This window comes from Crenobacter cavernae (genome assembly GCF_003355495.1).
In the GTDB taxonomy this organism is placed as follows: Bacteria; Pseudomonadota; Gammaproteobacteria; order Burkholderiales; family Chromobacteriaceae; genus Crenobacter; species Crenobacter cavernae.
This window is the reverse complement of record NZ_CP031337.1, coordinates 2,871,309-2,897,172: the sequence shown is the minus strand read 5'-3', so window position 1 is coordinate 2,897,172 and position 25,864 is coordinate 2,871,309. Positions and strand designations below refer to the sequence as shown.

Annotated in this window: 23 protein-coding genes and 1 tRNA gene; 12 read left to right on the top strand and 12 right to left on the bottom strand. The window is 65.8% G+C overall.

From position 1 onward, the window contains the following. Window positions 1-4 precede the first annotated feature (4 nt). From DWG20_RS14055 to DWG20_RS14040, 4 genes are read right to left on the bottom strand one after another with little or no spacing between them, the layout of a single operon-like run. Complete coding sequence (locus tag DWG20_RS14055) at window positions 5-943, bottom strand: S49 family peptidase (protein WP_115434390.1); 939 nt, start codon at window positions 941-943, stop codon at window positions 5-7. A 58-nt stretch (window positions 944-1,001) separates the two neighbouring features. After that, window positions 1,002-1,352, bottom strand: a complete 351-nt coding sequence (locus tag DWG20_RS14050; RefSeq protein WP_115434389.1) for a Rieske (2Fe-2S) protein — start codon at window positions 1,350-1,352, stop codon at window positions 1,002-1,004. After that, window positions 1,328-1,987: an HAD-IA family hydrolase gene (locus DWG20_RS14045; RefSeq protein ID WP_115434388.1), complete on the bottom strand. Its 660-nt coding sequence runs from the start codon at window positions 1,985-1,987 to the stop codon at window positions 1,328-1,330. Before DWG20_RS14045 ends, DWG20_RS14050 begins: the two co-directional genes overlap by 25 nt. Beyond that, a complete protein-coding gene (locus DWG20_RS14040) occupies window positions 1,971-2,924 on the bottom strand; it encodes an RluA family pseudouridine synthase (protein ID WP_115434387.1) in 954 nt (317 codons plus the stop codon). The genes DWG20_RS14045 and DWG20_RS14040 overlap by 17 nt, the downstream gene beginning before the upstream one ends. A 517-nt stretch (window positions 2,925-3,441) precedes the next feature. Between DWG20_RS14040 and DWG20_RS14035 the strand changes: the two genes are divergently transcribed. Together DWG20_RS14035 and DWG20_RS14030 are read left to right on the top strand one after the other, a co-directional pair. Beyond that, window positions 3,442-6,525, top strand: a complete 3,084-nt coding sequence (locus tag DWG20_RS14035; RefSeq protein ID WP_115434386.1) for an Rne/Rng family ribonuclease — start codon at window positions 3,442-3,444, stop codon at window positions 6,523-6,525. Between the two features lie 90 nt (window positions 6,526-6,615). Then, a tRNA-Asn gene (locus tag DWG20_RS14030) sits at window positions 6,616-6,691 on the top strand. A gap of 248 nt (window positions 6,692-6,939) precedes the next feature. Here the strand turns inward: DWG20_RS14030 and DWG20_RS16030 are convergent. Beyond that, on the bottom strand, window positions 6,940-7,164 hold the full coding sequence (locus DWG20_RS16030) for a hypothetical protein (RefSeq protein ID WP_147289969.1): 225 nt from the start codon (window positions 7,162-7,164) through the stop codon (window positions 6,940-6,942). Window positions 7,165-7,289: 125 nt separating this feature from the next. Here DWG20_RS16030 and DWG20_RS14025 point away from each other — a divergent pair, with 125 nt between their 5' ends. Beyond that, entirely contained in the window at window positions 7,290-8,117 is an 828-nt protein-coding gene (locus tag DWG20_RS14025) for an endonuclease (RefSeq protein ID WP_115434385.1), read from the top strand. Window positions 8,118-8,389: 272 nt separating this feature from the next. Beyond that, window positions 8,390-8,740: a DUF3135 domain-containing protein gene (locus tag DWG20_RS14020; protein ID WP_115434384.1), complete on the top strand. Its 351-nt coding sequence runs from the start codon at window positions 8,390-8,392 to the stop codon at window positions 8,738-8,740. A gap of 592 nt (window positions 8,741-9,332) precedes the next feature. Here DWG20_RS14020 and DWG20_RS14015 read toward each other — a convergent pair. Beyond that, the gene (locus tag DWG20_RS14015) at window positions 9,333-10,169 is read right to left on the bottom strand and encodes a universal stress protein (RefSeq protein ID WP_115434383.1); all 837 of its coding nucleotides are present in this window, start codon (window positions 10,167-10,169) and stop codon (window positions 9,333-9,335) included. A 78-nt stretch (window positions 10,170-10,247) separates the two neighbouring features. After that, on the bottom strand, window positions 10,248-10,619 hold the full coding sequence (locus tag DWG20_RS14010; protein ID WP_115434382.1) for a nitroreductase family protein: 372 nt from the start codon (window positions 10,617-10,619) through the stop codon (window positions 10,248-10,250). 113 nt (window positions 10,620-10,732) lie between these two features. On the opposite strand from DWG20_RS14010, the gene DWG20_RS14005 reads away from it, so the two are divergent. Continuing rightward, complete coding sequence (locus DWG20_RS14005; RefSeq protein WP_115434821.1) at window positions 10,733-12,046, top strand: NAD(P)/FAD-dependent oxidoreductase; 1,314 nt, start codon at window positions 10,733-10,735, stop codon at window positions 12,044-12,046. A gap of 66 nt (window positions 12,047-12,112) precedes the next feature. Next, complete coding sequence (locus DWG20_RS14000; protein WP_115434381.1) at window positions 12,113-13,234, top strand: PQQ-dependent sugar dehydrogenase; 1,122 nt, start codon at window positions 12,113-12,115, stop codon at window positions 13,232-13,234. Between the two features lie 291 nt (window positions 13,235-13,525). On the opposite strand, the gene DWG20_RS13995 is transcribed toward DWG20_RS14000, so the two are convergent. Then, a complete protein-coding gene (locus DWG20_RS13995) occupies window positions 13,526-14,278 on the bottom strand; it encodes an aspartate/glutamate racemase family protein (protein ID WP_115434380.1) in 753 nt (250 codons plus the stop codon). Between the two features lie 44 nt (window positions 14,279-14,322). Further along, the gene (locus DWG20_RS13990) at window positions 14,323-15,045 is read right to left on the bottom strand and encodes a GntR family transcriptional regulator (protein ID WP_115434379.1); all 723 of its coding nucleotides are present in this window, start codon (window positions 15,043-15,045) and stop codon (window positions 14,323-14,325) included. A gap of 313 nt (window positions 15,046-15,358) precedes the next feature. Here DWG20_RS13990 and DWG20_RS13985 point away from each other — a divergent pair, with 313 nt between their 5' ends. Continuing rightward, window positions 15,359-16,831, top strand: a complete 1,473-nt coding sequence (locus DWG20_RS13985; RefSeq protein WP_115434378.1) for an NCS1 family nucleobase:cation symporter-1 — start codon at window positions 15,359-15,361, stop codon at window positions 16,829-16,831. A gap of 72 nt (window positions 16,832-16,903) precedes the next feature. Here DWG20_RS13985 and DWG20_RS13980 read toward each other — a convergent pair whose 3' ends face one another. After that, window positions 16,904-17,842, bottom strand: coding sequence for a LysR substrate-binding domain-containing protein (locus DWG20_RS13980; RefSeq protein WP_115434377.1), 939 nt, complete (start codon window positions 17,840-17,842; stop codon window positions 16,904-16,906). Window positions 17,843-17,937: 95 nt separating this feature from the next. Here DWG20_RS13980 and DWG20_RS13975 point away from each other — a divergent pair, with 95 nt between their 5' ends. Then, a complete protein-coding gene (locus DWG20_RS13975) occupies window positions 17,938-18,876 on the top strand; it encodes a DMT family transporter (protein WP_115434376.1) in 939 nt (312 codons plus the stop codon). Between the two features lie 120 nt (window positions 18,877-18,996). On the opposite strand, the gene DWG20_RS13970 is transcribed toward DWG20_RS13975, so the two are convergent. Together DWG20_RS13970 and DWG20_RS13965 are read right to left on the bottom strand one after the other, a co-directional pair. Further along, a complete protein-coding gene (locus tag DWG20_RS13970; RefSeq protein WP_115434375.1) occupies window positions 18,997-20,583 on the bottom strand; it encodes an NAD(P)-binding protein in 1,587 nt (528 codons plus the stop codon). Next, on the bottom strand, window positions 20,583-22,094 hold the full coding sequence (locus DWG20_RS13965; protein WP_115434374.1) for a polyamine aminopropyltransferase: 1,512 nt from the start codon (window positions 22,092-22,094) through the stop codon (window positions 20,583-20,585). The genes DWG20_RS13970 and DWG20_RS13965 overlap by 1 nt, the downstream gene beginning before the upstream one ends. A gap of 67 nt (window positions 22,095-22,161) precedes the next feature. Between DWG20_RS13965 and DWG20_RS13960 the strand changes: the two genes are divergently transcribed. The 4 genes from DWG20_RS13960 to speD all read left to right on the top strand — a co-directional run bounded on the left by DWG20_RS13960 (window position 22,162) and on the right by speD (window position 25,614). Beyond that, window positions 22,162-22,551 carry a DUF350 domain-containing protein gene (locus tag DWG20_RS13960; protein ID WP_115434373.1) on the top strand — a complete coding sequence of 130 codons (390 nt, stop codon included), beginning with the start codon at window positions 22,162-22,164 and terminating at the stop codon, window positions 22,549-22,551. Window positions 22,552-22,573: 22 nt separating this feature from the next. Then, window positions 22,574-23,626, top strand: coding sequence for an SPFH domain-containing protein (locus DWG20_RS13955; protein WP_115434372.1), 1,053 nt, complete (start codon window positions 22,574-22,576; stop codon window positions 23,624-23,626). Between the two features lie 15 nt (window positions 23,627-23,641). Next, a complete protein-coding gene (locus tag DWG20_RS13950) occupies window positions 23,642-25,096 on the top strand; it encodes a DUF4178 domain-containing protein (RefSeq protein ID WP_115434371.1) in 1,455 nt (484 codons plus the stop codon). Window positions 25,097-25,251: 155 nt separating this feature from the next. Then, complete coding sequence (gene speD / locus DWG20_RS13945) at window positions 25,252-25,614, top strand: adenosylmethionine decarboxylase (RefSeq protein ID WP_115434370.1); 363 nt, start codon at window positions 25,252-25,254, stop codon at window positions 25,612-25,614. Window positions 25,615-25,864 lie beyond the last annotated feature (250 nt).

Here is a 25,864-nt window from a genome sequence, read left to right as displayed (position 1 = left end):
GGTCTCAGAACAGGCGCGACGCGAACAGTCCGCGCACGCCGTCGGACACCGATACGCCGAAGCGACGCGCGAAGCGGCTGGTCAGGTCGTCCTGCGGCGTGTAGTCGACGATGTTCTCGGCCTTGATCACGTCGCGCGCGACGCTGCGCGCCGAGCCGATGCCGTCGATCAGGCCGAGCGGCAGGCTCTTGTCGCCGAGCCAGACGCGGCCGGAGAACAGGTCGGGGTCGCTCTTCAGGCGCGAACCTCGGCCAAGCTTGACCGCCGCGATGAACTGCTTATGGATGTCATCGATCAGCTCGCGGCGGATCGCCTCGTGCTGCGGGTTTTCCGGCGAGAACGGGTCGCCCATCGCCTTATTGGCGCCGGCGGTCATCAGGCGGCGCTCGACGCCGAGCTTTTCCAGCGTACCGGTGAAGCCGAAGCTGCTCGACAGCACGCCGATCGAGCCGACGATGCTCGCCTTGTCGGCGTAGATCTTGTCGGCGGCGGCGGCGATGTAATAGCAGCCCGACGCGCACACCTCCTCGATCGCGACGACCACCGGGATGTCCGGGTGCTGTTTCTTCAGGCGCTTGATCTCGTCGTAGGCCATGCCCGACAGCACCGGGCTGCCGCCCGGGCTGTTGGCGCGGATCACGATGCCGCGCGTATTGCCGCTCTTGTACGCGGCCTCCATGCCTTCTACCAGCTTGTCGACGGTCTTGTTGTCGCCGGCTATCGCGCCGTCGAGGTCGACGAGCGCGGTATGCGCGCCGCCGAGGCCGACGCCGGTCTTCTCACCGTCGGCCGATGACCACATCGCCGCGACGACCAGCGCGGCGAGCGCAAGCCAGACCAGGCGGAAGAAGATTTTCCACTGCCGCGTGCGGCGCTGCTCGACGAGCGCGGCGCTGGCGAGTCTTTCGACCAACTGGCGTTCCCAGTTCGGATCCTGATTCAAGGGCTCTCTCCCGGTGTCTGATGGCGCCAGTCTAGCAAATCCGCGTTGACGACGGCATTTACGCGGTCACGTAGACCTGGCCGTCGCGTTCTTCGGCGGCGAGATGCACGAGGCTTGCGCCCTTGCACGGGCCGGCGACGCACAGGCCGGTGTCGGGCGCGTACAACGCGCCGTGCATGCTGCAGACGAGGAATTCGCGGTTCGCGTCGAAGAAATGGCCGTCGATCAGGTCGAGTTCTACCGGCACGTGGCGGCACGCGTTCTGGAACGCGTGGACGCGGCCCTGGTAGCGGATCGCGAAGCCCTTGGTCTTCTCGCCGCTGGCGTGGTCGATCACGAAGCGCACGCCGACGCCGCCATCCTCGAGCGCGCCCGAGTCGCAGATCAGTTCAGTTGCGGCAGCAGCCATGTGTGGAAGCTCAGGTAGGAATCGAAGATGCCGAGCGGCGAGCAAGATGCGAGTTCGTCTGCTGGGTGCGCGCCGTAGCTGACGCCGGCGCCGTGCGTGCCGGCGTTCTGCGCCATCAGGAGGTCGTGCGTGGTGTCGCCGACCATCAGCGTGCGGCGCGCATCGACGCCGAGATGGTCGGTCAGCTCGAGCAGCATCGCCGGGTGCGGCTTGGAGTGGCATTCGTCGACGGTGCGCGTCGCGTCGAACAGCTCGGCCAACCTCGTCTTGGCCAGCACGCGGTCGAGGCCGGCGCGGCTCTTGCCGGTGGCGACCGCGAGGAACGCGCCTTGCGCCTTGATCTCGGCCAACCCCTGCTCGACGCCGGCGAACAGTTCGATCGTCTCGTCGCCGCTCAGGTAGTGGTCGCGGTAGGCGACGACCATGTCCTGGTAGCGCTCCGGCTCCAGCCCCGGGCAGACGTAGCGCATCGCGTCGACGAGGCCGAGGCCGATCACGTGGCTCGCGCGCTCTCGTGGCGGCACCGGCAGGTTCAGGTCGGCGCAGGCGCCCTGGATCGAGCGCACGATGTGCGCGGTCGAATCCATCAGCGTGCCATCCCAGTCGAAAACGATCAGGTCAAAGGTCTTGGCCATAGGGTGTCAGCGACTCCAGAAAGGCGGAAAGTTCGGCGGGCAGCGGCGCCTTGAGCTCCAGCCGCTCGCCGGTCAGCGGGTGGGGCAGGGTGAGGCTGGTCGCGTGCAGGAACATGCGCTTGAGGCCGCGGCGCGCCAGTTCCTTGTTGAAGCCGAAATCGCCGTATTTCTCGTCGCCGGCGATCGGGTGGCCGCTCTCCTGCATGTGCACCCTGATTTGATGCGTGCGACCGGTCTTCAGTTGCGCCTCGACCAGCGTGAAGCCCCGGTACGGCGTGACGACGCGGAACACGGTGTGCGCGGCGATGCCGTCCGGTCCGGTCTGCACGCGGCGCTCGCCCTCGGGCGTGCTGAACTTGAACAGAGGCAGCTTGACGTGGCGCAGGTCGGCCGGCCAGTGGCCGAGGCCGAGCGCGAGGTAGCGCTTGTCCGGCACGTTGTTGCGGATCAATTCGTGCAGCTTGACCAGTGCCGAGCGTTTCTTGGCGACCATCAAGAGGCCCGACGTCTCGCGGTCTAGCCGGTGGACGAGTTCGAGGTAGCGCCAGTCCGGGTGCGCCTGGCGCAATTGCTCGATCACGCCGAAGGACACGCCGCTGCCGCCGTGCACGGCGACGCCCGCCGGCTTGTTGATGACGAGCAGCGCTTCGTCCTCATAAACCACGGGGAAGGTCGCTGCAGGCGCGATGTGTCGGCCGAGCGGTTTTTTCTCGGCGATGCGCACCGGCGGGATGCGCAGCACGTCGCCCGTCGCGATGCGCGCCGAAGCGTCGACGCGACCCTTGTTGAGGCGCACTTCGCCCGAACGCAGGATGCGATAGATATGGCTCTTGGGGACACCCTTCAGCACGCGCAACAGGAAGTTGTCGATGCGCTGACCGGCTTCTTCCTCGTCGACGGTGTGGAGGGTGACGGAATCTTTGCGAATGTCAGTCATTATGCTTATACTTCGTGCGCTTCTTCGCGTGTTGCAATGCGATGACAGCGATACCGGCAAGTCAAAGTCGCCCGCGTTTTTCAGCGGTGCGGCGCCGCTGCGGGAATCGTTCCGGCCGGCAGGGCAAGGCCCTGACCTGACGCCGCGAACCCGGCCGCAGCCACGGTTGTCTCGCTCACCGAAAAGCAGCGATGGTAATGCATTTGCACGCATCACGCACTCACGAGCTTTCCTCCCTCGATGCCAAGCCAGTCGGGGGACAACGCAGCAAAGTTTGACCCGGCGCGACAAGACCGGCCCTCGCAACCGGCAACGCCTTTCATCATTGGCGGTGCCATCCTCAGCGTTTCGAGCGCCATCCCGCTTGCCGCGTGAGATACGACATCAGGAAGTCGGCTTACGCCCTGCTACTCTTTGTTCTTTACATCGATACTTCTACGGAAAGCGCCCATTTTAGACCCTGGGCCGTCAAATACTTGCTGTGTCCCTAGCGTGAGTGCCGCGCGGGGAACGTTACATGAAACGTATGCTGTTCAACGCAACGCAGGCCGAAGAGCTTCGCGTTGCCATCGTCGATGGGCAGAAGCTCATCGACCTCGATATCGAGACCGTTGGCAAGGAACAACGCAAGGGCAATATCTACAAGGGCACGATCACCCGGATCGAGCCCTCGCTGGAAGCCTGCTTTGTCGACTACGGTACCGACCGTCACGGCTTCCTGCCGTTCAAGGAAGTCTCCCGTTCCTACTTCAAGGACTTCGACGGCGGCCGTCCGCGCATCCAGGACGTGCTGCGCGAAGGCATGGAAGTGGTCGTCCAGGTTGAAAAGGACGAACGCGGCAACAAAGGCGCCGCGCTGACCACCTATATCAGCCTCGCCGGCCGCTACATCGTCCTGATGCCGAACAACCCGCGCGGCGGTGGCGTATCGCGCCGCATCGAGGGCGAGGAGCGTCAGGAACTCAAGGAACTGCTGTCACAGCTCGAAACCCCGCAGGGCATGAGCCTGATCGCGCGCACCGCCGGTATCGGTCGTTCGCTCGAAGAGCTCAAGTGGGACCTCGACTATCTGATGCAGCTGTGGCGTGCCATCGAAGGCGCGTCGGGCGCGCAGAGCGCCCCGTTCCTGATCCTGCAGGAAAGCAGCCTGATCATTCGCGCGATCCGCGACTACTACCAGCCGGACATCGGCGAGATCCTGATCGACACCGAAGACGTGTACGACCAGGCCCGCCAGTTCATGAGCCACGTGATGCCGAACAACGTCAATCGCGTGAAGCTCTACACCGACCATGTGCCGCTGTTCTCGCGTTTCCAGATCGAGCACCAGATCGAGACCGCGTTCTCGCGCAGCGTGACGCTGCCGTCGGGCGGCGCGATCGTGATCGACCACACCGAAGCGCTGGTTTCGGTCGACGTGAACTCGGCGCGCGCCACCAAGGGCAGCGACATCGAGACCACCGCGCTGAACACCAACCTTGAGGCGGCCGAAGAGGTTGCCCGCCAGCTGCGTCTGCGCGACTTGGGCGGCCTGATCGTGATCGACTTCATCGACATGGAAGTGCCGAAGAACCAGCGTGAAGTCGAGAACAAGCTGCGCGAAGTGCTCAAGCACGACCGGGCCCGTGTGCAAATGGGCAAGCTGTCGCGCTTCGGGCTGTTGGAGCTGTCGCGTCAGCGTCTGCAGCCCAGCCTGGGTGAAACCAGCCACGAGCCTTGCCCGCGTTGCCATGGCACCGGCTTCATCCGCGGCACCGAATCGTCGGCGCTGCACATCCTGCGCATCATCCAGGAAGAAGCGATGAAGGAAAACACCGGTGCGGTGCACGCGCAAGTGCCGGTCGACGTCGCGACCTTCCTGCTCAACGAGAAGCGCACCGAGCTCTATTCACTCGAGGAGCGTCTCGGCGTCAGCGTGCTGCTGATTCCGAACATCCACCTCGAAACGCCGAACTACCAGGTCGTGCGCGTGCGCAACGATGGCATCGAGGAGCTGGGCGACGCGCCGAGCTACCTCCGTGTCGACGTGCCGGAAGAAGAGGCGCAGATCCGATTCGGCCAGGAGAAGGAAAAACCGGTTCGCCAGGAGGCCGCGGTCAAGGGCATCACGCCGTCGCAGCCGGCCCCGGTCTCTGTCGAGCCGAAACCTGCCGCTGCGGCGCAGCCGGTCGCCCAGCCTGGCCTGATCGCGCGCATCGTCTCGTGGTTCAAGGGTGATGGCGCGTCGGCCGAAGTGCCGAAAGCCGGAGAGAAGAAAGAAACGCCGCGTCGCGATACGCGCCAGCCTCAGGGCAAGTCGCCGCGCCAAGGTGGCGATGAGCAGCGCCGTCGCAGCGGCCAGCAGCAAGGCGCCCAGCGTCGCGGTCGCGACGAGCAGCGGGAAGAGCGTCGCCCGGCGGGTGTGGAAGACAAGCCGCGGCGCCAGCCGGCCGAGGCACGTGCCGGTGACACGCCGCGTACCGAACGCGGGGAGCGTCAAGAGCGCCAGGAGCCGCGCGAGCGTGGCGAGCAGCGCGAAGGCCGTCGCGAACGCAAGGAACGCGAACCCCGCGAGCCCCGTGAGCCGCGCGAAAACCGTGTGGTGAGCGCCGAAGAAGCGCAGGTCGAAGAGGCGCGTGCGCCGCGCGCTCAGCAGGAGCGCCAGGACCGTCGCCGTGCGCCGCAAGCCGAGGCACCGGCAGAGCCGGTGGCCGGGGTCGAAGGTGGCGAAGCTGCCGCTCCGACCGAAGGCGAAGCGCGCGAGCGCGGTGAACGTCGCCGCCGCCGTGGTCGTCGTGACCGTCGTCAAGACGAGTCGGTGACCAACGTGACCGCGCTGGCCGGCGAGCTGTCGCTCGGTGTTGACGAGCTGCTCGGAGAGCTGCGTGCGATGGGTCTGGAAAAGGCCGCCGTCGATGCGCCGCTGAGCGAGCAGGAAAAGCGCCAGGTGCTCAAGCGCCTGAAGCCGGAAGCGCTGGCCGAACTCGAGGCCGTGCAACAAGCCGAAGCGCCCAAGGCCGACGTCGCACCGGTTGAAGCGGTCAAAGCCGAGGCGAGCGAGGCAGAAGAAGCCAAGCCGGCTCCGACAGAGCCGGTCGCCGAAGCGGCCCCTGAGTCAGCCGTCGCGAAAGTGCAGCCGCAAGTCGAAAGCCAGCCGGAAGCGGCGGTGGCGGTCGAGAGCGTCGCTGATGAGTCCGCGCTGGCAGTCGTCGAGGTAGCCGAAACCGTGGTCGAAGCCGAGCCACGTGTGGCGGCAGCCCCGGTGGAAGAAGCCGCCAAGCCCGTTGAGGTCGAAACGGTCGTCGTGGTCGAAGAAGTGGCTGCCGTCGCTGAACCGGTCCGTGCGGCCGAAGCCCAGCTTGTGGCCGAAGAGGCCGTGGACTTGGCCGAGGCGGCTCCGGTTGCCGAGGTCAAGGTCGAAGCTGCCAAGCCGGCCGCCGTCGAGCCTGTTAACCTCGGTGGCCTGGTGATGGTCACGACCAAGGCGCCCGACGCGTCGGCCGGGCCGGTCGTCGAGCAGGAAGTGGTCGGCGTCCGTCGCCGCGACGTGGCGCGTGAAGACGCGGCTGGCGAGGCTGCCGTAGAGCTGGTGCAGATCGAGACGCGCGGCAACGCCGGTTGATCTATCGTGCAGGCAAGGCCCGGGTCGGTAAAATGACGCCGATCCGGGCTTGACGGAAAGCGACAGCATCGTTATTATTTCGTTCTCCCTTCCCCGATAGCTCAGTCGGTAGAGCGACGGACTGTTAATCCGCAGGTCCCAGGTTCGAGCCCTGGTCGGGGAGCCAAATTAAAAAAACGCCGTACAGCATAAGCTGTGCGGCGTTTTTGTTTTACTGGCCGGGAAATGGATCTGCTTGTGTCGAGCGGTTCGATTCGCCAAATAAACTCGGGCAATGAGTTTACCGATCGGTTACCGGCGAAATAAGAGCGGCTTCGATATGCAGTATGCGTGCCGTGATTGTTATGCAGCACGAATGACGATGGGCTGGCGCCTTCGATTTAACGGCTTTCACCATGAAGCCGGCAGGTCGAATCACGTCTCCTTTCTCATCTGATCACCGATAATGTCCTGCCAGAACAGCGCCTGCTCTTGTTTTTTTTTGATAGGCTTGCGGCTTCTTCCGAGGCCGGATTGGCCATTGGTCATTCCCTTTTCTCCTGGTTTTTTCAATTGGAAAATGCCGTGCAGGCATATGCCACGGCCACTTCTTACAAGACCCATCGGTTTGGTGGGTATCGGATCGGCAATATGAGTCATTGAATCCGGTCGGATTACATCTGTTAATTATTTTCCCGCCGGAATTTGAATAAATCGGCCCGGCCGCGCTTGATTGCCGTCGTTCGCACCGGTAGGGTTCGCGCTTTTCATTAGCGGACGACGATATGCGATCCCTCGTCATCATGGCCGTCTTGACGGTGGCGCTGACCGGCTGTCTCAACCAAAGCGAAAAACTGTTATCGCAGACGACGTCGATGGCCAATCAGGTCATCGATGCGCTCGAGCAGACGGCGCCGCCGGACAATGGGCCCATAGAGGCCGCCGACCTCGTCAATGGCAAGAACGACGTCGGTCACCGCGATTTCAGCTCGGCGAAGAAGGTGCTGCCACGCGTGTTTGCCGGCATGGAAGAAGACTTCTACTGCGGCTGCGCTTACACGGGCAAGACGATAGACCTCAAGAGCTGTGGCTATGAACCGCGCAAGAACCGCAAACGGGCCAAGCGTCTCGAGTGGGAGCACGTCGTGCCGGCGTGGGCGCTGGGGCATCAGCGCCAGTGCTGGCAGAGGGGCGGGCGCAAGAATTGCGCCGCCAACGACGCCGTATTCCGCATGGCCGAGGGCGACCTGAACAATCTGGTGCCGTCGGTGGGCGAGGTCAACGGCGACCGCAGCAATCTTTCCTACGGCGCGTGGACGCGCAATCCCGAGCCGATGTACGGCCAGTGCAAGACCATCGTCGATTTCCAGGGCAAGCGGGTGCAGCCGCGCGAAGAGGTGCGCGGCCGCGCCGGGCGGATCAGCCTGTACATGCACGAGCGCTACGGCCTCAGGGTGAGCGGCCAGGACAGGAAGCTGTGGTGCGCGTGGGCGAGGACCTACCCGGCCGACGATTGGGAGCTGAGGCGCGACGAGCGCATCATCAAGTTGCAGGGAGAGGGCAATCCGCTGGTGAGCAACCCTGCAGAACTCGAGCGAGTCTGTTCCGGCTAGCCGGTGCATGGGCCTTGTCTGACGGGGACGCGGGTGTTTCCCTGGACTTCCTCCGGAGTGGTGCGGCCGGAGCGTGCGCCCTAAGGGACATCGCCCGGTAGGCTCGGCCAAACTTGGGATCAAGCTGCTGATTTGTCAGTAAAAAAATGCCACGAACAAGAGATTCGTGGCTTTTTTATGGGCTATGTTTAAACGGCTCGTTGTTGTTGTTGAAACCAAAGCCTATTCATGGCGGCGGGGTATCGTCGTCGTGACGCCGGAGGTCGTCTGCCATGCCGGATCATCCCGCCCCCGTCCTGCCCGACTTCGACGCGCTGGCCGCGCTCTACCGCCAGGACCCGCTCGCCTTCGAAGAGCTGCGCCATCGTTTGTTGCGTGCCGAGGTCGATGCGGCACCACCCGAGCAGCGCCCGCGGCTGGAGCAAACGCTGTCGCTGATCGAACTGACGCGCCGTGCCGCGAAGAACCCGATGCACGCCGTGGTGCTCGCCAACCGGCTGATGTGGTCCGCCTTCTGGCGCCTGCACCGCGTGCTGAACGAGGGCACGCCGCTGACGCCATACGAGCAGGCGCACAGCGCAAAGGTGCTGGCGTTCGCGCCACGGCTGGTCAGGCCGAAGTAGCGGATGGGCGTTAGCTGAATTATGACGTCTCCTCGTGGCATCGCACACGAGGAGCGCCACCGTGCCTGGTCTGGAGGATGACGGCAAGGCGAGTGAACCTCGTTTGGTCTGTCATCCGCACAAGCTTGGCCGAGCCGACCCTCTCGCCGTGGCAACGGCCTATCGCCATGCCAATAATCAAACGCTGATGCCCGAATCCGTTTGTTGGTGTGCCGATCGCGGGGCCTTTGTTTTCAATGATTGGCGGTAGAGGTGCGGCCTATGTGATGCATCGGACTACGGCTTGCGTCGTATCGGTTGGAGCGTAGCGAAAGGGTCGGCGAGGGGCGAGCGAATGTCGAAGCGGCGCGCCTTCGTCGATCACGGGCGCGCCGGTTGCCGAGTGGATGGCGCCGCAGGCAGGCAGAGAATGGGGCTCGGCCAACCTCGGCGGGGTGGGGCGAACGACATCAATCGCCCGGCAGGGTTGGCCGAGCCCGCCCCGGTGCGACGCCGGGCCCTTGGCTGGGTCCGGGCTCTTGGATCGGGACGGGATGGCGGTGGATGGCGTCCCCGGCGCAAGCGCCGGAGCGCCGCACCGCCTGTTGCCGTTTCAGTGCGACATCAGCACCGGCACCGTCATCGACTCGAGAACCGTCTGCGTGGCGCCGCCTAGCACGATCTCGCGCAGCCTGGAGTGGCCGTAGGCGCCCATCACGATCAAGTCGGCGCCCACGTCGGCCGCGTTCGACAAGAGCAGGTTGCCGACGTCGACGCTCGCGCCGTGTTCGCTCGTGACCTCGACCTCGACGCCGTGGCGCGCCAGGTAGACGGCGATGTCCGTCCCAGGCGCCTCGCCGTGGTCGCCGCCATGGACCGGGTTGATAGTCAGCACGTGGGTGCGTTTGGCGCGCTTGAGCAGCGGGAGTGCGTTGGTCAGCGCGCGCGTCGCCTCCTGGCGGGCGTCCCAGCCGACCAGTATCTGCTGGCCGACGGTGTCGAAGCCGCCGGAGTAGGGCACGATCAGCACCGGCCGGCCGGCGCCCATCAGCACCGTCTGCGGGTAATCGGTCGGCAGCTTGTCGACCGACTGCGTCGGGTCGCCCTGGCCGATGATGACGAGGTCGTGGTAGCGCGCGTTCAGGTACATGTCCTCGATCGGCGCGCCGATGAGCTGCCGCCATTCCACGCTGGCGAGCCCGGCCAGCCGTACCGCGTTCTCGAAGGTGTCCTGCGCGCGGCGCGCGCTGGCCTCGACGTAGTCGGGTACCGTGCCGGACGCATAAGGGTAGGGGGCCGCGGCGAAGCCGCCGTCGCTCAGCGGCAGGGGAGCGACAAACAGGCCGGTCAGATGGGCGTCGAAGGTCTGCGCGAGCGTGATCGCGGTGTCGAGGCGCGCGGCGGCGCGGGGGCTGCTGTCGACGTGAACCAGCAGGCTTTTGTAGGCCATGATGAACCTCCATGCGTGTGCTACTGAAGACGACTACGCTGCGCTGCCATCTCGTGGCCGCGCGACTCAAACAGCCCGTCATTTCCATTTCAGGATGCCCGGAGCCCGGGATGCCCTCGACGGCGGGCACGCCGACGATAATCGGTGCGATCGCGGAACGTTCCGCCTGGCTTTCCATTCGGGCGAATTCAGCCCGGCCACCGCCGAGCCCATCACGCAGGAGCCCAGCCCCATCGCGCGGGCGGCCAGCATCAGGTTTTTCGCTGCCAGCCGGCAGTCGGCGACGACAAAGGGCTCGGCCGACCTCCCGCAGAGAATGATCACCGTGTCGGCATTGTAGAAGAGCTTGGAGTCGGTTTCCTGGAGACGCTCAAAGGTGTGGCCGCCGCGCTCCGGGTGCTTGCGGTGCACTTCCTGCAGGAAGAAGCGTTTGGCGTGAAGGCGCATCATCGTTTGCCACCGTGCGCCGGATTGTTTCGCCGCCTGGCGCAGGGCGTTGCGTCTTCGCCCGGTGCGTGTAAGCTGTGCCCAGATAAAAATTCTTACTGACTGGGATGATCGCAATGAGCAATACAAGCAAGAGGCCGAGGATCGTCGTCGTCGGCGGCGGCGCAGGCGGTCTGGAGCTGGCGACGCGGCTCGGCCGCACCGTCGGCGCGCGCCGCGAGGCGAAGATCGTGCTGGTGGACGGCTCGCCGACGCACATCTGGAAGCCGCTGCTGCACGAGGTCGCGACCGGCGCGCTCAACACCGGCGAAGACGAGGTCAACTACTTCGCGCACGGCTACCGCAACGGCTACGAGTTCGAATTCGGCTACATGGAAGGGCTCGATCGCGCGCGCCAGGTGGTGCGCGTCGCGCCGATCCACGGCTCGGACGGTACGCTCTTGAGTCCGGCGCGCGAGATTCCCTACGACTGGCTGGTGCTCGCCGTCGGTTCACAGGCGAACGACTTCGGCACCGCCGGCGTTGCCGAGCACGCGATGTTTCTCAATACGCCGACCGACGCCGAGAAGCTGCGCCGCCGGATCCTCGAGCTCGCTTTCGCGATCAGCACCGGCGCCGACAGCGGGCGCCGCCTCGGCATGGCCATCGTCGGCGGCGGCGCGACCGGCGTCGAACTGGCGGCCGAACTGAACCACACGATGCGCGAACTGCACCAGTACGGTTCGCGGCTGTCGACCGACCGCGTCGAGATCAGCGTGATCGAGGGCGCCGACCGCATCCTGGTCGCCGCGCCGCCGTCCTTGTCGCAATACGCCGAGGAGCAGCTCGAACGCCGCCAGATCCGCGTGCTGACCAACAGCCGCGTCGCCGCGGTCACCGCCGACGGCGTCGAGCTCGCCGACGGCCGCCGCGTGCCGGCCGACGTCACCGTGTGGGCGGCCGGCGTGAAGGCGCCGGCGTGGTTGGCCGAGCTCGACGGGCTGGCGGTCAACCGCGTCAACCAGCTCAAGGTTGGCCGAGACCTGCTGTGCGAGGGCGAAACGCGCGTGTTCGCGATCGGCGACTGCGCCGCCGCGCCGGACGGCGACTCCGGCCGTACGCTGTCGGCGACCGCGCAGGTCGCGCACCAGGAAGCCAAATGGCTGGCCGGCTCGATCACCGCGAAGCTGCGCGGCAAGGAGGTCGCGCCGTTCGTGTTCAAGCCGCAGGGCATGATGGTGTCGCTCGGCAAGCACACCGCGGTCGGCAGCCTCGCGTCGGTGGTCGGCCCCAAGCGCGACTACCATGTGGAAGGCCTGGGCGCGAAGATGATCTACGCGTCGCTGTACCGGATGCACCAGGCGGTAGTGCACGGCTGGGCGCTGGCGGCCTTGCTGTACTGCGGCGACAAGCTGCGCCGCGTCGCGCGCCCGGCGCTGAAGCTGCACTGAGTCCTTGTTCGGCCGGCGGGTCAGTCCAGGCCGCCGGCCGGTTCGGTCGATGAAGGGGGTGGGGTGATGAAGCTGTCCTGGCGGCTCGGGCCGCTGCTGTTGCTGTCGACGGCCTGCACGGCCGAGCCGGCAGGCGTCGTCCAGAGCGAGGCGGCGCGTTTCGAGGTGAAGGTGCTGACGCGCAAGCTCGACCATCCGTGGGGGCTCGCCTTTCTGCCCGACGGGCGCATGCTGGTCACCGAGCGCATCGGGCGGCTGCGCCTTGTCGCGGCCGACGGCAGGCTCGACCCGGTGCCGGTCTCGGGCGTGCCCGAAGTCGTCGCCGAAGGGCAGGGTGGGTTGCTCGACGTCGCGCTGCACCCCGACTTCAAGCGCAACGGCTGGGTCTATCTGTCGTACTCGGCCGGCAGCGGCGGCCTGACCGGCACCGAAGTCGCGCGCGGCCGGCTCGACGGCCATTCGCTCAGGGACGTGGCCACGCTGTTCCGCATGCAGCCCAAGTCGAGCGACGACCAGCATTTCGGCGGCCGCATCGTCTTCGACCGCGCAGGTTTCCTGTATTTGACGCTGGGCGACCGCGGCGAGATGCCGCGCGCGCAGTTGCCGGGCGACCACGCCGGTTCGGTGATCCGGCTGACCGACGAGGGCAGGGTGCCGAACGACAACCCCTACGTCGCGCGCTTGGGCTGGCGACCCGAGAAGTACACGCTCGGCAATCGCAACCCGCAGGGGCTGGCACTCGACCCTACAGGGCAGTTGTGGCTGACCGAGCACGGGCCGCAGGGCGGCGACGAGCTGAACAAGGTCGACGCGGGCGTCAACTACGGCTGGCCGGTGGTCACCCACGGCCGGCAGTACATCACCGGCGCGAAGATCGGCGAGGGCAAGAGCAAGCCCGGGATGCGCGACCCGGTCTACTACTGGGTGCCGTCGATCGCGCCGTCGGGACTCGCCTTCTACACCGGCAAGCGCTTTCCCGGCTGGCGGGGCGATCTGTTCGCAGGCGCCTTGAAAGACCGGATGCTGGTGCGACTGACCTTGAAGGACGGCAAGGTCGTGCACGAGGAAAGGCTGATCAAGAACCGCATCGGCCGCATACGCGACGTGCGCAACGGGCCCGACGGCTATCTGTATCTGCTGACCGACGAAGACGACGGCGTGCTGGCGCGACTGGAGCCGGCACCCTGACGGATGTCATGTGCACGAAAAGCTCGGCCAACCTTCGAAGGTTGGCCGAGCTTTTTTTTTTGCCACTAGTCGCGACGTCAACGATCAGGGCCGGCCGCGCGCGATCTCCTGCTGCGTGCCGGCGGTCATGTGGCCGAGCCGGCCTGCGGGCGTTGTTCTGGTCGTGCAGTGCGCTGCTGATCGTGGTGGTGTTGCAGGACGCTGGCGCGCGGTGCGGCCGGTGGGGTCGAAAAGGAAAAAAGACGGGTTGCCTCTCGGCAACCCGCAAAGGGACAGCGTGGGAAAACGGGGTCAGGCGGCGGCTTCGCCGCTCTCGGGGGACAGATAGGCGAAACGGCCGACGAAGGGCTTGGCGATCGGGTAGTCGAGGTCGCCGTGCTTGCTGGTGCCGAGCCTGAGGGAAACGATCGCCTCGACCAGCTTGACTGCGGCGCTCACGCCGTCGATTACCGGCAGGCCGATCTCGTGGCTGATCGCGTCGGTCAGGTCGGCCATGCCGCCGCAGCCGAGCACGATGGCGCCGGCGCGGTCTTCGTCGCGCGCGCGCCGGCATTCGTCGACGATGCGTCCGAAGGCGCCGGACGCGGGGTCTTCGAGGTCGAGCACTGGGATGTCGGCGGCGCGCACCTTGTTGCAGAACGCTTCCATGCCGTAGTTGCGCGCCAGGTGTTCGGCGATGACGATGGTGCGGTTCATGGTGGTGACCACCGAGAAGCGGGTGGCCAGCAGGCTCGCCACGTGCATGGCGGCCTCGGCGATGCCGATGACGGGTTTCTTGGTCAGTTCCCGGGCGGCCATCAGGCCCGGGTCGCCGAAGCAGGCGATGACGTAGCCGTCCATGTTCTCGCGCTCGCCGCGCCGGATTTCGTCCAGCACGCCGACGACGCTGACGGCTTCGTCGAAGTGGGATTCGATCGAGACCGGCCCGCTCTGCGGGTTCACGGCCAGGATGTCGGTCCCCGGACTGGCTACCGCCCGCGCTGCGGCGCCAATCTTCTGGGTCATCGAGACGGTCGTGTTCGGGTTGATCACCTTGATCTTCATTGCCGGTTCTCCTGTGCAGATGGCCGGGCGGTGATCTTCCGGTGCTATCGACCGCCCATTTCGCTAAATATTTTCTTGAAGTCGGGTTCGCCGTCTTCTTCCAGGGCCATGTTCAGGCCCGATTCCACTTCGATCAGGTGCCTCAGCATCAAGGCTTTCACACCTTCCAGGTCGCGCTGCGCCAAGAGTTCGATCAGCTCGTCGTGGCAGCCGTTGTCGCAGGTGGCGTCCCACGACGATCCATAGACGGCGAGGATCAGCGACGAGCGCGATACCAGCCGTACCAGGAAATCGTTCAGGTCGTCGTTCCCGGCGATCGCGAGGATGCGCACGTGGAACTGGCCCGACAGATTGATCGCGAGGCGCGCGTCGTGCCGCTGGTGCGCCTGGTGTTCCTGCTTGGCGATCGCCCTGAGCGCGGCGATGTCGCCGTCCCTGATCTTTTCGACCACGAGGTCGAGGCTGCCGACCTCGATCAGGCGGCGCGCGGCGAACACGTTGCGCGCTTCCTGCACCGTCGGCTTGCTGACCGCCGCGCCGCGCTTGGGCTGGATGGTGACCAGTCTTTCGATGGCGAGACGGTGCAGCGCCTTGCGGATCACGGTGCGGCTGACGCCGAAACTTTCGGCCAGCGCATCCTCGGGGAGCTTGACGCCCGGCAGCAGCCGGTGTTCGACGATGGCGGTGAAGATCCGCGCGTATACAAGCTCGTCCTTGGTGCTTTCGTCCGCGAATCCGGTATTGCCGGATGCGAGTTCCAGAAGCATGGTTTCAATCCTCCCTTTGTGTACGAGAACCATGCTTCCATGATACGCGGCGAGATTTGCCGAGTCATCACGTACACAATATAGCCGCTATTTCGTATACGTAAAATACTTTCCGGAGCGTGGTGTGGCGTGCGTTTCACAGGGGTTTGTCCCTATAGCTGGCCCGAATCGATGAAAATACAGTGTTTCGCACAAGCCGAGTTTCATGTATCCAAAAAAAGCTTGATACGTATACAAGACAGGACTACAACAGAGTGGCAAGTGGCCGTGAAGAGCCCGGAGCCATTACTACAGTGCAATAGAGGAGAAAGTCGTGAATCAACACCCGAACCATGGCACCCAGGCGGTGCCGCCCGGCTACAGCGAACGCCTGTACAACGAAGACCTCGCGCCGCTGAAGGACAAGAACTGGAACTGGTACAACATCTTCGCGTTCTGGATGTCCGACGTGCACAGCGTCGGCGGCTACGTGTTCGCCGGCAGCCTGTTCGCGCTGGGTCTGGCGAGCTGGCAGGTGCTGGTCTGCCTGCTGGTCGGCATCGGCATCGTGCAGTACATGGCCAACCTGGTCGCGCGGCCGAGCCAGCAGGCGGGCATCCCTTATCCGGTGGTGTGCCGGCTGTCGTTCGGCGTGTTCGGCGCCAACATCCCGGCGGTGATCCGCGGGCTGATCGCGGTCGCCTGGTACGGCATCCAGACCTATCTGGCGTCGGCGGCGCTGGTGATCGTCGTGCTGCGCTTCTTCCCCGAGCTGGCCTACCTCACGCAGACCAAGTTCGTCGGCCTGTCCATCCTCGGCTGGTACGCCTTCATGGCGATGTGGCTGCTGCAGGCCGCGGTGTTCTGGCGCGGCATGGAAGCGATCCGCAAGTTCATCGACTGGGCCGGCCCGCTGGTCTATCTGGTGATGTTCCTGCTGATGGGCTGGATCGTATACAAGGCCGGCTGGAACAACATCAGCTTCTCGCTGAGCGAAAAATCGCTGAGCGGCTTCGATGCGGCCTGGCAGATGGTGATCGCGACGGTGCTGGTGGTGTCGTACTTCTCCGGCCCGACGCTGAACTTCGGCGACTTCACGCGCTACGCCAAGTCGATGGACGACGTGAAGAAGGGCAACTTCTGGGGCCTGCCGGTCAACTTCCTGCTGTTCTCGGTTGTCACCGTGATCGTGATCTCGGGCACGCTGCCGCTGTTCGGCAGGATCATCCACGACCCGATCGAGACCGTCGGCCTGATCGACAACACCACCGCCGCCGTGCTGGGCGCGCTGACCTTCGTGAGCGCGACCATCGGCATCAACATCGTCGCCAACTTCGTGTCGCCGGCGTTCGACTTCTCCAACGTGAACCCGCAGAAGATTAGCTGGCGCATGGGCGGCATGATCGCGGCGGTCGGCTCGGTGTTCCTGACCCCGTGGAACCTGTTCAATTCGCCTGAAGTGATCCACTACACCGTCGACACCTTGGGCGCCTTCATCGGCCCGCTGTACGGCATCATGCTGATGGATTATTACGTGGTGCAAAAACGCCATATCGACGTCGACGCGCTGTACAGCGACAAGCCGGGCAACACCTACTGGTACGAGAACGGCTACAACAAGGCCGCAATCAAGGCGCTGGTGCCGGCCGCCATCCTCGCGCTGATCTGCTCGCACGTGCCGGGCCTGAGGGAGTACCTCGGCCACTTCGCGCTGTTCGTCGGCGGTTTCGTCGGCGCCTACCTCTACAAGACGCTGGCGCGCTGCCCGCAGGCCGTCGCCGCCCGTCTCGCGGCGGCCCGGAGCTGATCCCCACGTCCTTAAGATCCACTCTCCAAGTGAAGTCTTCGCGGCAACCTTCGGGTTGCCGTTTTTTATGCCTCAGCCCCAGCCCAGCGGGCGCGACACGCCGTTCTGCGGCTCGCGCTCGTCGGCGTAGGCGGCCATCAGGTGTGACAAGAGCGCGCGCGCCGGCGCGGACAGCGCGAGCACCGACTTTACGCACAGCTTGAGGTCGCGCTCGGCCCACGGGTCGGACAGCGGCACGACCGCGACGCGGCCCTGCGCCTCGAGCGCGAGCGCGGCGCGCTGGGGCAGGATCGAGACGCCGGCGCCGGCCGACACCAGTGCGGCGACCGCGGCGAAGCTGCCCATCCTGGTGCGCGGCTTCAAGGGCTTGCCGTAGGCGCGCGCCATCTGTTCGATGAAGCGCTGGATCGCGCTCTTTTCCGGTAGGCCGACGAAGGGTTGGCCGAGCGCCTCGGACAGCGGCACGCCGTCGCGGTCGGCGAGCGCATGGCCTACCGGCACGATCAGCACCAGCTTGTCGTGCGCGAATGGCAACAGCGTCATCTCGTCGCCGCCGACGTTGCCGTCGAGCACGCCGATCTCGGCCTCGCCGGCGGCGATCGCCGTCACGATGTCGCGGCTATTGCGCTCTATCAGTTGCACGTCGATCAGCGTCTCGCGCGCGAGGAAGGCACCGAGCACCGGCGGCAGGAAGTCGTGGCAGGCGACGCTGTTGGCCATCAGCCTCACCTCGCTGCGCACGCCGCCGGCCAGGTCCGCCAGGTCGGCCGACAATTGCTCGGCGCCGGCCAGCAGCCGGCGCGCGTGCTGCAGCAGGACGTCGCCGGCGGCGGTCAGTACCACGCCGCGCGCGTGGCGCTCTGCCAGCACGAGCCCGTACAGCGTCTCGAGTTTTTTCAGCCGCTGGCTGGCCGCCGACAGCGCGCAGGGCAGCGCGGCGGCGGCGGCGGTCAGGTTGCCGGTCTCGGCCAACAGCACGAAGAGTTTCAGGTCGACAAAGTCGAGTCGCATCGCAGCATTCGTTTTTCGTGAAGGAAGCTTTTATCAAATCGGAATGCCAAGCGCTTGGCAAGCGCCGATAATGAAGGCTGCACAAGGAGAAACCCATGTCCGACAGCTGTACCGCCGCGGCCCCCGTCGGCCGCTTTGCCTTCGTATCCGATAAAGGATTCGTCTACGCGGTGCTCGCCGCGGTCGGTTTTTCCGCCAAGGCGATCTTCGTCAAGATCGGCTACCGCTACGGCGCCACCGCCGAGCCCATGCTGGCGCTGCGCATGGTCTTCGCACTGCCGTTTTTCGCGTTCATGGCGTATGCGGCGCGCGGTACGCCATGGCCGGGGGCTCGGCCAACGTTGAAGCAATGGGGTGGCCTGGTCTGGCTTGGGCTGATGGGTTACTACCTGTCGAGCCTGTTCGACTTTCTCGGTCTCGAATACGTGTCGGCGGCGCTCGAGCGGCTGACCCTGTTCCTCTATCCGACCTTGGTGCTGATGCTGTCGCACCTGTTCCTCGGCAAGCGCTACCCGCGCGCGGTGTGGGGCGCGGTCGCGCTCGCCTACGCCGGCATCGGGCTCGCGTTCTGGAACGACCTCGTCGCCACGCAGATGAGCGGCGATTTGTGGATCGGCGTCGCGTGGGTCGTGGCGAGCACGCTGAGCTACGCGATCTACCTGATCGGCAGCGGCGAGGCGATGGGCCGCTTCGGCGCGCCGCGGCTGACCGCGTACACGATGCTGGTGGCGGTGGCCGCGGTGCTGATCCACGCCGCCGCGGGCACGGTGCCGGCCGATTATCACTTGCCGTGGCAGGCTTACGCTTCGGCGCTGGCGATGGCGCTGTTTTCGACCGTGCTGCCGGTGCGCTGGCTGAACCTCGCGATCCGCCAGATCGGCGCCGGGCGCGCCGCGTCGGTCGGTACGCTCGGCCCGGTCCTGACGATGGCGATGGCGTGGGCGCTGCTCGGCGAAAGCCTGTCGGCCCTGCAGATCGCAGGCGCCATGCTGGTGATCGCCGGCGTGGTGCTGATCGGCCGCGCGAGGCGCTAGGAGAAGACGAAATGATCACGACGACGTGCGGCGGACGACTGAATCCTGCCGCGTCGCCAGGCGCAGAAAAGCTCGGCCAACCCTTCAAAGGTTGGCCGAGCTTTTTTTACCTGCCTTGTCTCAGCGATCCAGGATGCGCGCGGCCGCGCGGTAGCCCCACCACAGCGCTTCCTCGAACACCGAATAGCCGGACAGGTCGCCGTGCGCGAACAAGACTTTCTGGTCGAGCCCACGCAAGGCGAGCAGCGTCGGGTGGTCGAGGTAGCCGGGCACCGGCGTCGACATCGCGTGGCCGCGCACGGTGACGTCGAGCGCCTTCGCGTGACGGTACAGCCGCCAGCCGTAGACCGTTTCGAGGTCGGCTAGCAAGAGCTCGGCCAAGGCGTCGGCACCCGCCGTCGCGAGAAAGCGCCGGAGGTCGGCCGGGGTCTGGCCGCTCAGCGCCTGGTAGCTGGTGAACACGGTCGTCGCCGGCCGCGCGGCGCGGACCGCCTGGTGGCTGGCGTCGACGTAGCCGAGCGTCCTGCCGCGGTGGACGACGTTGTCCCACGCGAGCGGCGCGCCGCGCGCCTCGGCGGGGAAGCCTTCCATGTGTAAATTCCCTACCAGCCAGCTCGCCTGCGGCGGAAGCGGAATGGATATGTCGACGCCGTAGTCTGTGAATTTCACCACGCGGCGCGCGACGTGCAGCGGCATCGCGACGACGGCGCGGCGCGCGTGCACGGTATACGTCTTCCAGCCGCCGGCGGTTCTCGCCGCGCACAGCGCCTCGACGCCGGCGGCGGTTTCCTTCAGCGACACGGCAAAGCCGTCGCGCCGCTGCGCCGCGACGCGATCCTGCATCCGTCCGGTGATCTCGCCGAGGCCCGCCGACCAGGTCAGCACCGCGCCGGCTCCGGCGTTGGCCGCTTCGCCGGCGCGGCTGGCGAAGTAGTGCAGGCCGGCCCACGCCGACACCACGTCGATGCCGGCGCCGTAGTCGTCGCGGCAGGCGTAGTCGAGGTACCACAGCAGCTTGGCCGAGCGATAACCGTGCTCGGCCAACCATGACGCGAAGGTCTGCGCATCGAGCCTGCGCCATTCGGCGTCGGCGGACGACAACGAGACGGGGATCGCGAACAGCTTCTTGCCATCGGCGCCGATCCGCCGTTTCAGCTTTTCGGCGAGGCCGAAGAAGCGGCGCGTGTCGGCATCCAGCGGTTCCGGCATCAGGCTGTCGTGCCAGACGCCGTCGGCGAACAGCCGCTCGTCGGGGCTGTGCACCAGCGCCGCCTCGTCGAAGTGCGGTTTTTCGGAGAACGGGCCGGATTCGATCACGCCGAGGTCGTACAGCAGTTCGCGCACGTGCGTCGATTCTCGCGACGGCAGCGGCAGGTAGTGCGCGCCCTTCGGGTAGCGCCATTCGCCGAAGCGGCCGCAGGCGGCATTGCCCATCGGCTCGGGGCCCGTGACGACGAGAAAGTCGCCGTCGCCTTCGCGTGCGAGCTTGTACGCGCATCCGAGGCCGGCGACACCGCCGCCGAGGATGACGGTGCCGGTCGTCACGTTAGCCGAGGGGGCGGGCAGGGCGGCCGCGTCGCGCAACAGGTGGCCTTCTACCATCCCGGGCCTGTCGACGCGGATCGGCAGCGCGATCCCGCGCCATCGGCCGCAGCCGGACAGCGCCGCCGTCGCCGCGGTCAAGGTCAGAAACCGCCGCCGGTCCATCAGCGGATCACCTCTTGCCAGTCTTTCTCGAAGTCGTGCACCAGCGACTGCGTGTTCAGCCGGTTCGGTTCGACCTTCGGGCGCGGCATGTCGGGCGGGAAGCGGAACAGCTCGCGCGTCGTCGCCGCGTCGAGGAAGAGCGTGGCGATCGGGTAGGAACTCGGCGGCGTGTAGTCGTCGTGGCGGGCTGCCAAGGTGAAGCCCCATTCGCCGAAGGACGGCACGTAGGCGTGGTAGGGCCAGGTGTGGAAGCCGGCTTCTCTCAAGGTCGCGTCGACCGCCCAGTAGGCGCGCGGCGCGTAGTACGGCGACGTCGACTGGATTGCCGCCAGGCCGTTCTCGGACAGGTGCTTGTTCAGCAAGCGATAGAACGGCACCGAGTACAGCTTGCCGAGGCCGAAGCTCGACGGGTCGGGGAAGTCGGCGACGATGAAGTCGTAGACGCCGTCGTGGCTATCGAGCCAGCGGCCGGCGTCGTCGTTGATCACCGTCACGCGCTGATTTCTAAGCGAGCCGCCGTTAAGACCGGCAAGCAGCGAATTGCGCGAGAACATCCCGGTCATCGCCGGGTCGAGGTCGACCAGCGTCACGGATTCGACGTTGCGGTACTTGAGGACCTCGCGCACCGCGAGCCCGTCGCCGCCGCCGAGCACCAGCACGGTCTTCGCCCACGGCAGCGCGGCGAGGCCGGGGTGGACCAGCGCCTCGTGGTAGCGGTGTTCGTCGCGGCTGGAGAACTGCAGGTTGCCGTTGATATAGAGCCGCGTGTCGTCGTGCCAGCGCGTGACGACGAGGCGCTGGTACGGCGTCGTCGTCGCGTAGACGATCTCGTCGCCGAACAGCCCCTTTTCGGCCCACTGCGTCAGCCGCTCCGAAAACAGCAGCCCGGCGATCAAGAGGCCGGTCACCATGCCGCCTCGGATCAGCAGCCCGCGCGCGGCCGGCAGTTCGCGCCGGAACGCGAAGGTCGTCCACAGCGCGACGCCGACGTTCATCAGCCCGAACAGGAAGCCGGTGCGCGACAGGCCGAGTTTCGGCGCGAAGACCAGCGGAAACAGCAGCGACACCGCGAGCGCGCCAAGGTAGTCGAAGGTCAGCACGCGGCTGACGAGTTCGGCGAATTCGGCCTTCCTCTGGTTGAAGACGCGCATCACCAACGGAATTTCCATGCCGACCAGCACGCCAATCACGAAGACCAGCGCGTACAGCACGGTGCGGAACGGCGCGGCCAGCCAGGCGAACACGACGAAGAGCAAGGTCGCCGACAAGCCGCCGATCAGGCCGACCAAGAGCTCGATCTCGACGAAGCGGCGCAGCGTGTCGCCTTCCTTCACGTACTTGGACAGGTGCGAGCCGACGCCCATCGCGAACAGGTAGCAGCCGATGATGCTGGAGAACTGCAGCACCGAATCGCCCAAGAGATAGCTCGACAGCGCGCCGGCGATCAGCTCGTAGGCGAGCCCGCACGAGGCGACGATGAACACCGAGACGATCAGGGTACGGTCAAGCATGGGATGGTGGGGGCGCTGATGAAGCGTGCATAATAGCCGCTATTTGTCGGACTAAAGCGAGGCGCGCATGTTAGCAGCGTTTTACAACTACCTTATCTACCTGTTGTCGGCGAGCGCGCTGCTCATGGTGTTCATCACGGTCTATACCCGCGTAACGCCGATGCGCGAATTGCCGCTGATCCGCGAGGGCTGCACCGCCGCCGCGCTGTCTCTCGGCGGCGCGGTGATCGGCTTCTCGCTGACGCTGGCGGCGAGCATCCTGTTCCACAGCACGCTGACCATGGTGCTGGCGTGGGCCGGGTCGGCGATGCTGGTGCAGCTCGTCGCCTACGTCCTGCTCGAGCGCTTCATTCCCGGGCTGCCGCGCCAGATCGAAGAGAACAACGTCGCCGTGGGCGCCCTCGTGGGCGCGGTGGCTTTGGCGGCCGGCGTGATCAACGCCGCCTGCCTGTCTTGAGTCGAACGTAAAGGAGAGAGCCATGGGTCTCGGCGATTTCATCAAGAAACAGTTTATCGACATCCTGCACTGGACCGAGGACAGCGACGGCGTGCTCGCCTGGCGCTATCCGGTGCAGGGCTTCGAAATCCAGTACGGCGCCAGCCTTACCGTGCGCGACTCGCAGATGGCGGTGCTCGTCAACGAAGGCAAGGTCGCCGACGTGTTCGGCCCCGGCATGTACAAGCTGACGACGCAGACGCTGCCGGTGCTGACCTATCTGCAGAACTGGGACAGGCTGTTCGAGTCGCCCTTCAAGTCGGACGTGTACTTCTTCAGCACGCGGCTGCAGCTCGGCCGCAAGTGGGGCACACCGCAGCCGATCACCATCCGCGACGCCGATTTCGGCATGGTGCGCCTCAGGGCCTTCGGCGTGTATTCGTACCAGCTGGCAGACCCCAGGCTGTTCTACTCGGAGATCAGCGGCACGCGCGAGTCCTACACGCGCGACGAACTGGAGCAGCAGCTCAGGAACCTGACCGTCGCGACGATGACGAGCGCGCTCGGCGCGTCCAACGTGCCCTTCCTCGACATGGCGGCCAACCAGCTCTTGATGGGCGACAAGATCCGCGAAGCGCTCGTGCCGGTGTTCGCGCGCTACGGCGTGGAGCTCGACGCGTTTGCGGTCGAGAACGTGTCGCTGCCCGAGGAGCTGCAAAAGGCGATCGACGCGCGGATCAGCATGGGCATGGTCGGCGACCTCGCCAAATACACCCAGTACCAGACCGCGCAGGCGATCCCGCTGGCCGCCGAGAACGAGGGCGGGCTGGCCGGTATCGGCGCGGGGCTCGGCGCGGGCTTGGGCGTCGGCCAGGCGATGGCCGACGCGATGAAGAATTCGCTCGCGCTTCAGCCTGCGGCACAAAGCTCGGCCAACCCCGCACCGGCCGTTTCTGAACCGGCGCCAGTCGCCCCTGTCGCCGACGACCCGGAAGCGCGTCTGGCCAAGCTCAAGGGCCTCTTCGACAAGGGGCTGATCTCGCAGGCCGACTACGACGGCGCCAAGGCGGAAATCCTGAAGAAACTGATAGGCTGAGGGTAGACGCGCTTCATGTACACGCTGGCCTGCCCGTCCTGCGGGGCGCCCGTCAATTTCCGCTCGGCCGCGTCGGTGATCGCGGTGTGCGAGTATTGCCAGAGCACGCTCCTGCGCGACGCCGACACGGTGAAGGACATCGGCAAGATGTCCGCCGTGCTGGAAGACTATTCGCCGGTGCAGATCGGCACGTCCGGCCGTTTCAACGGCGACGCCTTCACCGTCGTCGGCCGCATCCAGCTACGCTACGACGCCGGCTTCTGGAACGAGTGGTATCTGCTGTTCGACGACGGCGGCGACGGCTGGTGGTCGGACGCGTCCGGCCAGCACGTGATCACGCGGCCGATCGCGACCCCGCCGCAAGCCCCGGCGTTCGCCGGGATCTTTCCCGGCTACAGCCACGCGCACGAGGGCACGGTGTTCACCGCCTGCGACGTGCGCAGCGCGCGCTGCGTGGCGGGCGAGGGCGAGTTGCCGTTCAGGGTCGGCGAGGGCTGGGTCGCGCGAGTCGCCGATTTCCGCGCCGACGCGCGTTTCCTGAGCTTCGATTACTCGGACGATGCGGTTCGGCTCTACTCGGGCTGCGCGGTCGAGTTGGCCGAGCTGTCGGCGCAGCTGCTGCGCGAACCCGAAAGCATCGCCGAGACCGCCGGCCGATTGCCGGGCAGTCCGCAGGCGCTCGACTGCCCGAGCTGCGGCAGCCCGCTCGCCTACCGCGCCGGCATGGCGACGCAGCTGGTGTGCGCCGCCTGCCACGCCGAGGTCGACTGCGCCGGCGACAAGGCGGTGGTGCTGCAAAAGCATAGCGAACTGGCACAAAAGACTTTCACGCTCGCGCCGGGCGATACGGCGAAGATCGACGGCGCCGACTGGACCTTGATCGGCCTTACGCAAAAGCGCGAGCGCGATTCGGATGAAGTGACACTGTGGGTCGAGTACCTGCTGTTCAACGCACAACGCGGCTTCCTGTGGCTGATCGAGAGCGATACCGGCTGGGAACGTGCGACCGTGCTCAACCGTTGGCCGAAGCTCGACGCCAAAGGCCGCGTCGAGTTGCTCGGCAAACCCTACCGCAAGCTCTACGACTACGGCGGCGAAGTCGTCTATGCCGCCGGCGCGTTCAACTGGCGCGTGCGGCTTAGCGACAAGGTCGCGATCGCCGACTACGAGAACGGCGGCGTCAAGCTATCGAGCGAGCAGGACGCGAACGAGATCAGCTGGACGCAGAGCCGCAAGGTCGCCGCCGCCGAGGTCGGCCGCTGGTTCGGCAAGCCGATAACGGCCAAGCCGTCGGCCCAGAGCGCCGACGAGCGCACGCTGGGCGGTGCCGCCAAGGTGCTGTCGATCATTTATCTCTTTATCAACCTGCCGATGGTGTTCGATAGTGGTTTCATGGGGTTCGTGTTGATCGCGGTCACCCTGGGGCTGATCTGGGCGCCGCACTGGTTTCCCGATTTGCTGGATAGTTGAGGCCCGATGACGCGGATCATGTACCTGATTTACGGGGTGGTGGTGGTCGCCCTGTCCTCTTGCATGCATTTGAATATGGTGGACGACCAGGGTGGCGCGCGAGGCTGGAGCAGCGGCGGTCGCGGCGGTGGCTGGTCGAGCGGAGTGGGTCACAAATGAGCCATAGCCACAAGACACCCCCACCGATCGGCTGGCACCTGCTGGCCGACTTCCACGGCGTGCCCTCCGCACAGCTGACTGATCCGCACCGGCTCGAGGCGCTGCTGCGCCAGGCGGCCAAGGCAGCCGGTGCCATCGTGCTGTTCGGTCACTTCCACCACTTCGGCGCCGGCAGCGGCGTGACCGGCGTGCTGCTGCTGATGGAGTCGCACATCAGCATCCACACATGGCCGGAGCACGGCTTCGCCGCGATCGACATCTTCATGTGCGGCGAGGCCAAGCCCGACCTCGCGCTCACCATGCTGAAAAACGCGCTGCATCCATCCAGGAGCAAGCTCAGCCGCGTGCGACGCGGCTGAGGCCTTCCGCAACGGGCCGGCGCGTCGCGCCGGCTTTTCTCATTCCGCCTTTGGGTTAGATGAAAGCCGCCCCAGTGGCGGCTTTTTTCGTGGTCGACCTTGATGCGAAGGGTGTTGCGACGCCGCAATGTCCATAAAGCATAGCGGCTGCCCAATTGCCGGGAAGGCCATGGGTTTCGTGAAACTTTTATGCTATGTAATTATTTTGCTGGCGCTATCGATTGATTTTACCTAAATCGACTAATGAGCC

What these genes read in the sequence shown, in the direction of transcription:
- DWG20_RS13995 (WP_115434380.1), bottom strand. Translation starts at nt 14,278, where the DNA reads ATGAAGATCAAGGTGATCAACCCGAACACGACCGTCTCGATGACCCAG.
- DWG20_RS14020 (WP_115434384.1), top strand. Translation starts at nt 8,390, where the DNA reads ATGCCGGATCATCCCGCCCCCGTCCTGCCCGACTTCGACGCGCTGGCC.
- DWG20_RS13960 (WP_115434373.1), top strand. Translation starts at nt 22,162, where the DNA reads ATGTTAGCAGCGTTTTACAACTACCTTATCTACCTGTTGTCGGCGAGC.
- DWG20_RS13990 (WP_115434379.1), bottom strand. Translation starts at nt 15,045, where the DNA reads ATGCTTCTGGAACTCGCATCCGGCAATACCGGATTCGCGGACGAAAGC.
- DWG20_RS13955 (WP_115434372.1), top strand. Translation starts at nt 22,574, where the DNA reads ATGGGTCTCGGCGATTTCATCAAGAAACAGTTTATCGACATCCTGCAC.
- DWG20_RS14010 (WP_115434382.1), bottom strand. Translation starts at nt 10,619, where the DNA reads ATGATGCGCCTTCACGCCAAACGCTTCTTCCTGCAGGAAGTGCACCGC.
- DWG20_RS14045 (WP_115434388.1), bottom strand. Translation starts at nt 1,987, where the DNA reads ATGGCCAAGACCTTTGACCTGATCGTTTTCGACTGGGATGGCACGCTG.
- DWG20_RS13970 (WP_115434375.1), bottom strand. Translation starts at nt 20,583, where the DNA reads ATGGACCGGCGGCGGTTTCTGACCTTGACCGCGGCGACGGCGGCGCTG.
- speD (WP_115434370.1), top strand. Translation starts at nt 25,252, where the DNA reads ATGAGCCATAGCCACAAGACACCCCCACCGATCGGCTGGCACCTGCTG.
- DWG20_RS13950 (WP_115434371.1), top strand. Translation starts at nt 23,642, where the DNA reads ATGTACACGCTGGCCTGCCCGTCCTGCGGGGCGCCCGTCAATTTCCGC.
- DWG20_RS14025 (WP_115434385.1), top strand. Translation starts at nt 7,290, where the DNA reads ATGCGATCCCTCGTCATCATGGCCGTCTTGACGGTGGCGCTGACCGGC.
- DWG20_RS16030 (WP_147289969.1), bottom strand. Translation starts at nt 7,164, where the DNA reads ATGACTCATATTGCCGATCCGATACCCACCAAACCGATGGGTCTTGTA.
- DWG20_RS13965 (WP_115434374.1), bottom strand. Translation starts at nt 22,094, where the DNA reads ATGCTTGACCGTACCCTGATCGTCTCGGTGTTCATCGTCGCCTCGTGC.
- DWG20_RS14035 (WP_115434386.1), top strand. Translation starts at nt 3,442, where the DNA reads ATGAAACGTATGCTGTTCAACGCAACGCAGGCCGAAGAGCTTCGCGTT.
- DWG20_RS14015 (WP_115434383.1), bottom strand. Translation starts at nt 10,169, where the DNA reads ATGGCCTACAAAAGCCTGCTGGTTCACGTCGACAGCAGCCCCCGCGCC.
- DWG20_RS14000 (WP_115434381.1), top strand. Translation starts at nt 12,113, where the DNA reads ATGAAGCTGTCCTGGCGGCTCGGGCCGCTGCTGTTGCTGTCGACGGCC.
- DWG20_RS14005 (WP_115434821.1), top strand. Translation starts at nt 10,733, where the DNA reads ATGAGCAATACAAGCAAGAGGCCGAGGATCGTCGTCGTCGGCGGCGGC.
- DWG20_RS14040 (WP_115434387.1), bottom strand. Translation starts at nt 2,924, where the DNA reads ATGACTGACATTCGCAAAGATTCCGTCACCCTCCACACCGTCGACGAG.
- DWG20_RS13980 (WP_115434377.1), bottom strand. Translation starts at nt 17,842, where the DNA reads ATGCGACTCGACTTTGTCGACCTGAAACTCTTCGTGCTGTTGGCCGAG.
- DWG20_RS13975 (WP_115434376.1), top strand. Translation starts at nt 17,938, where the DNA reads ATGTCCGACAGCTGTACCGCCGCGGCCCCCGTCGGCCGCTTTGCCTTC.
- DWG20_RS14050 (WP_115434389.1), bottom strand. Translation starts at nt 1,352, where the DNA reads ATGGCTGCTGCCGCAACTGAACTGATCTGCGACTCGGGCGCGCTCGAG.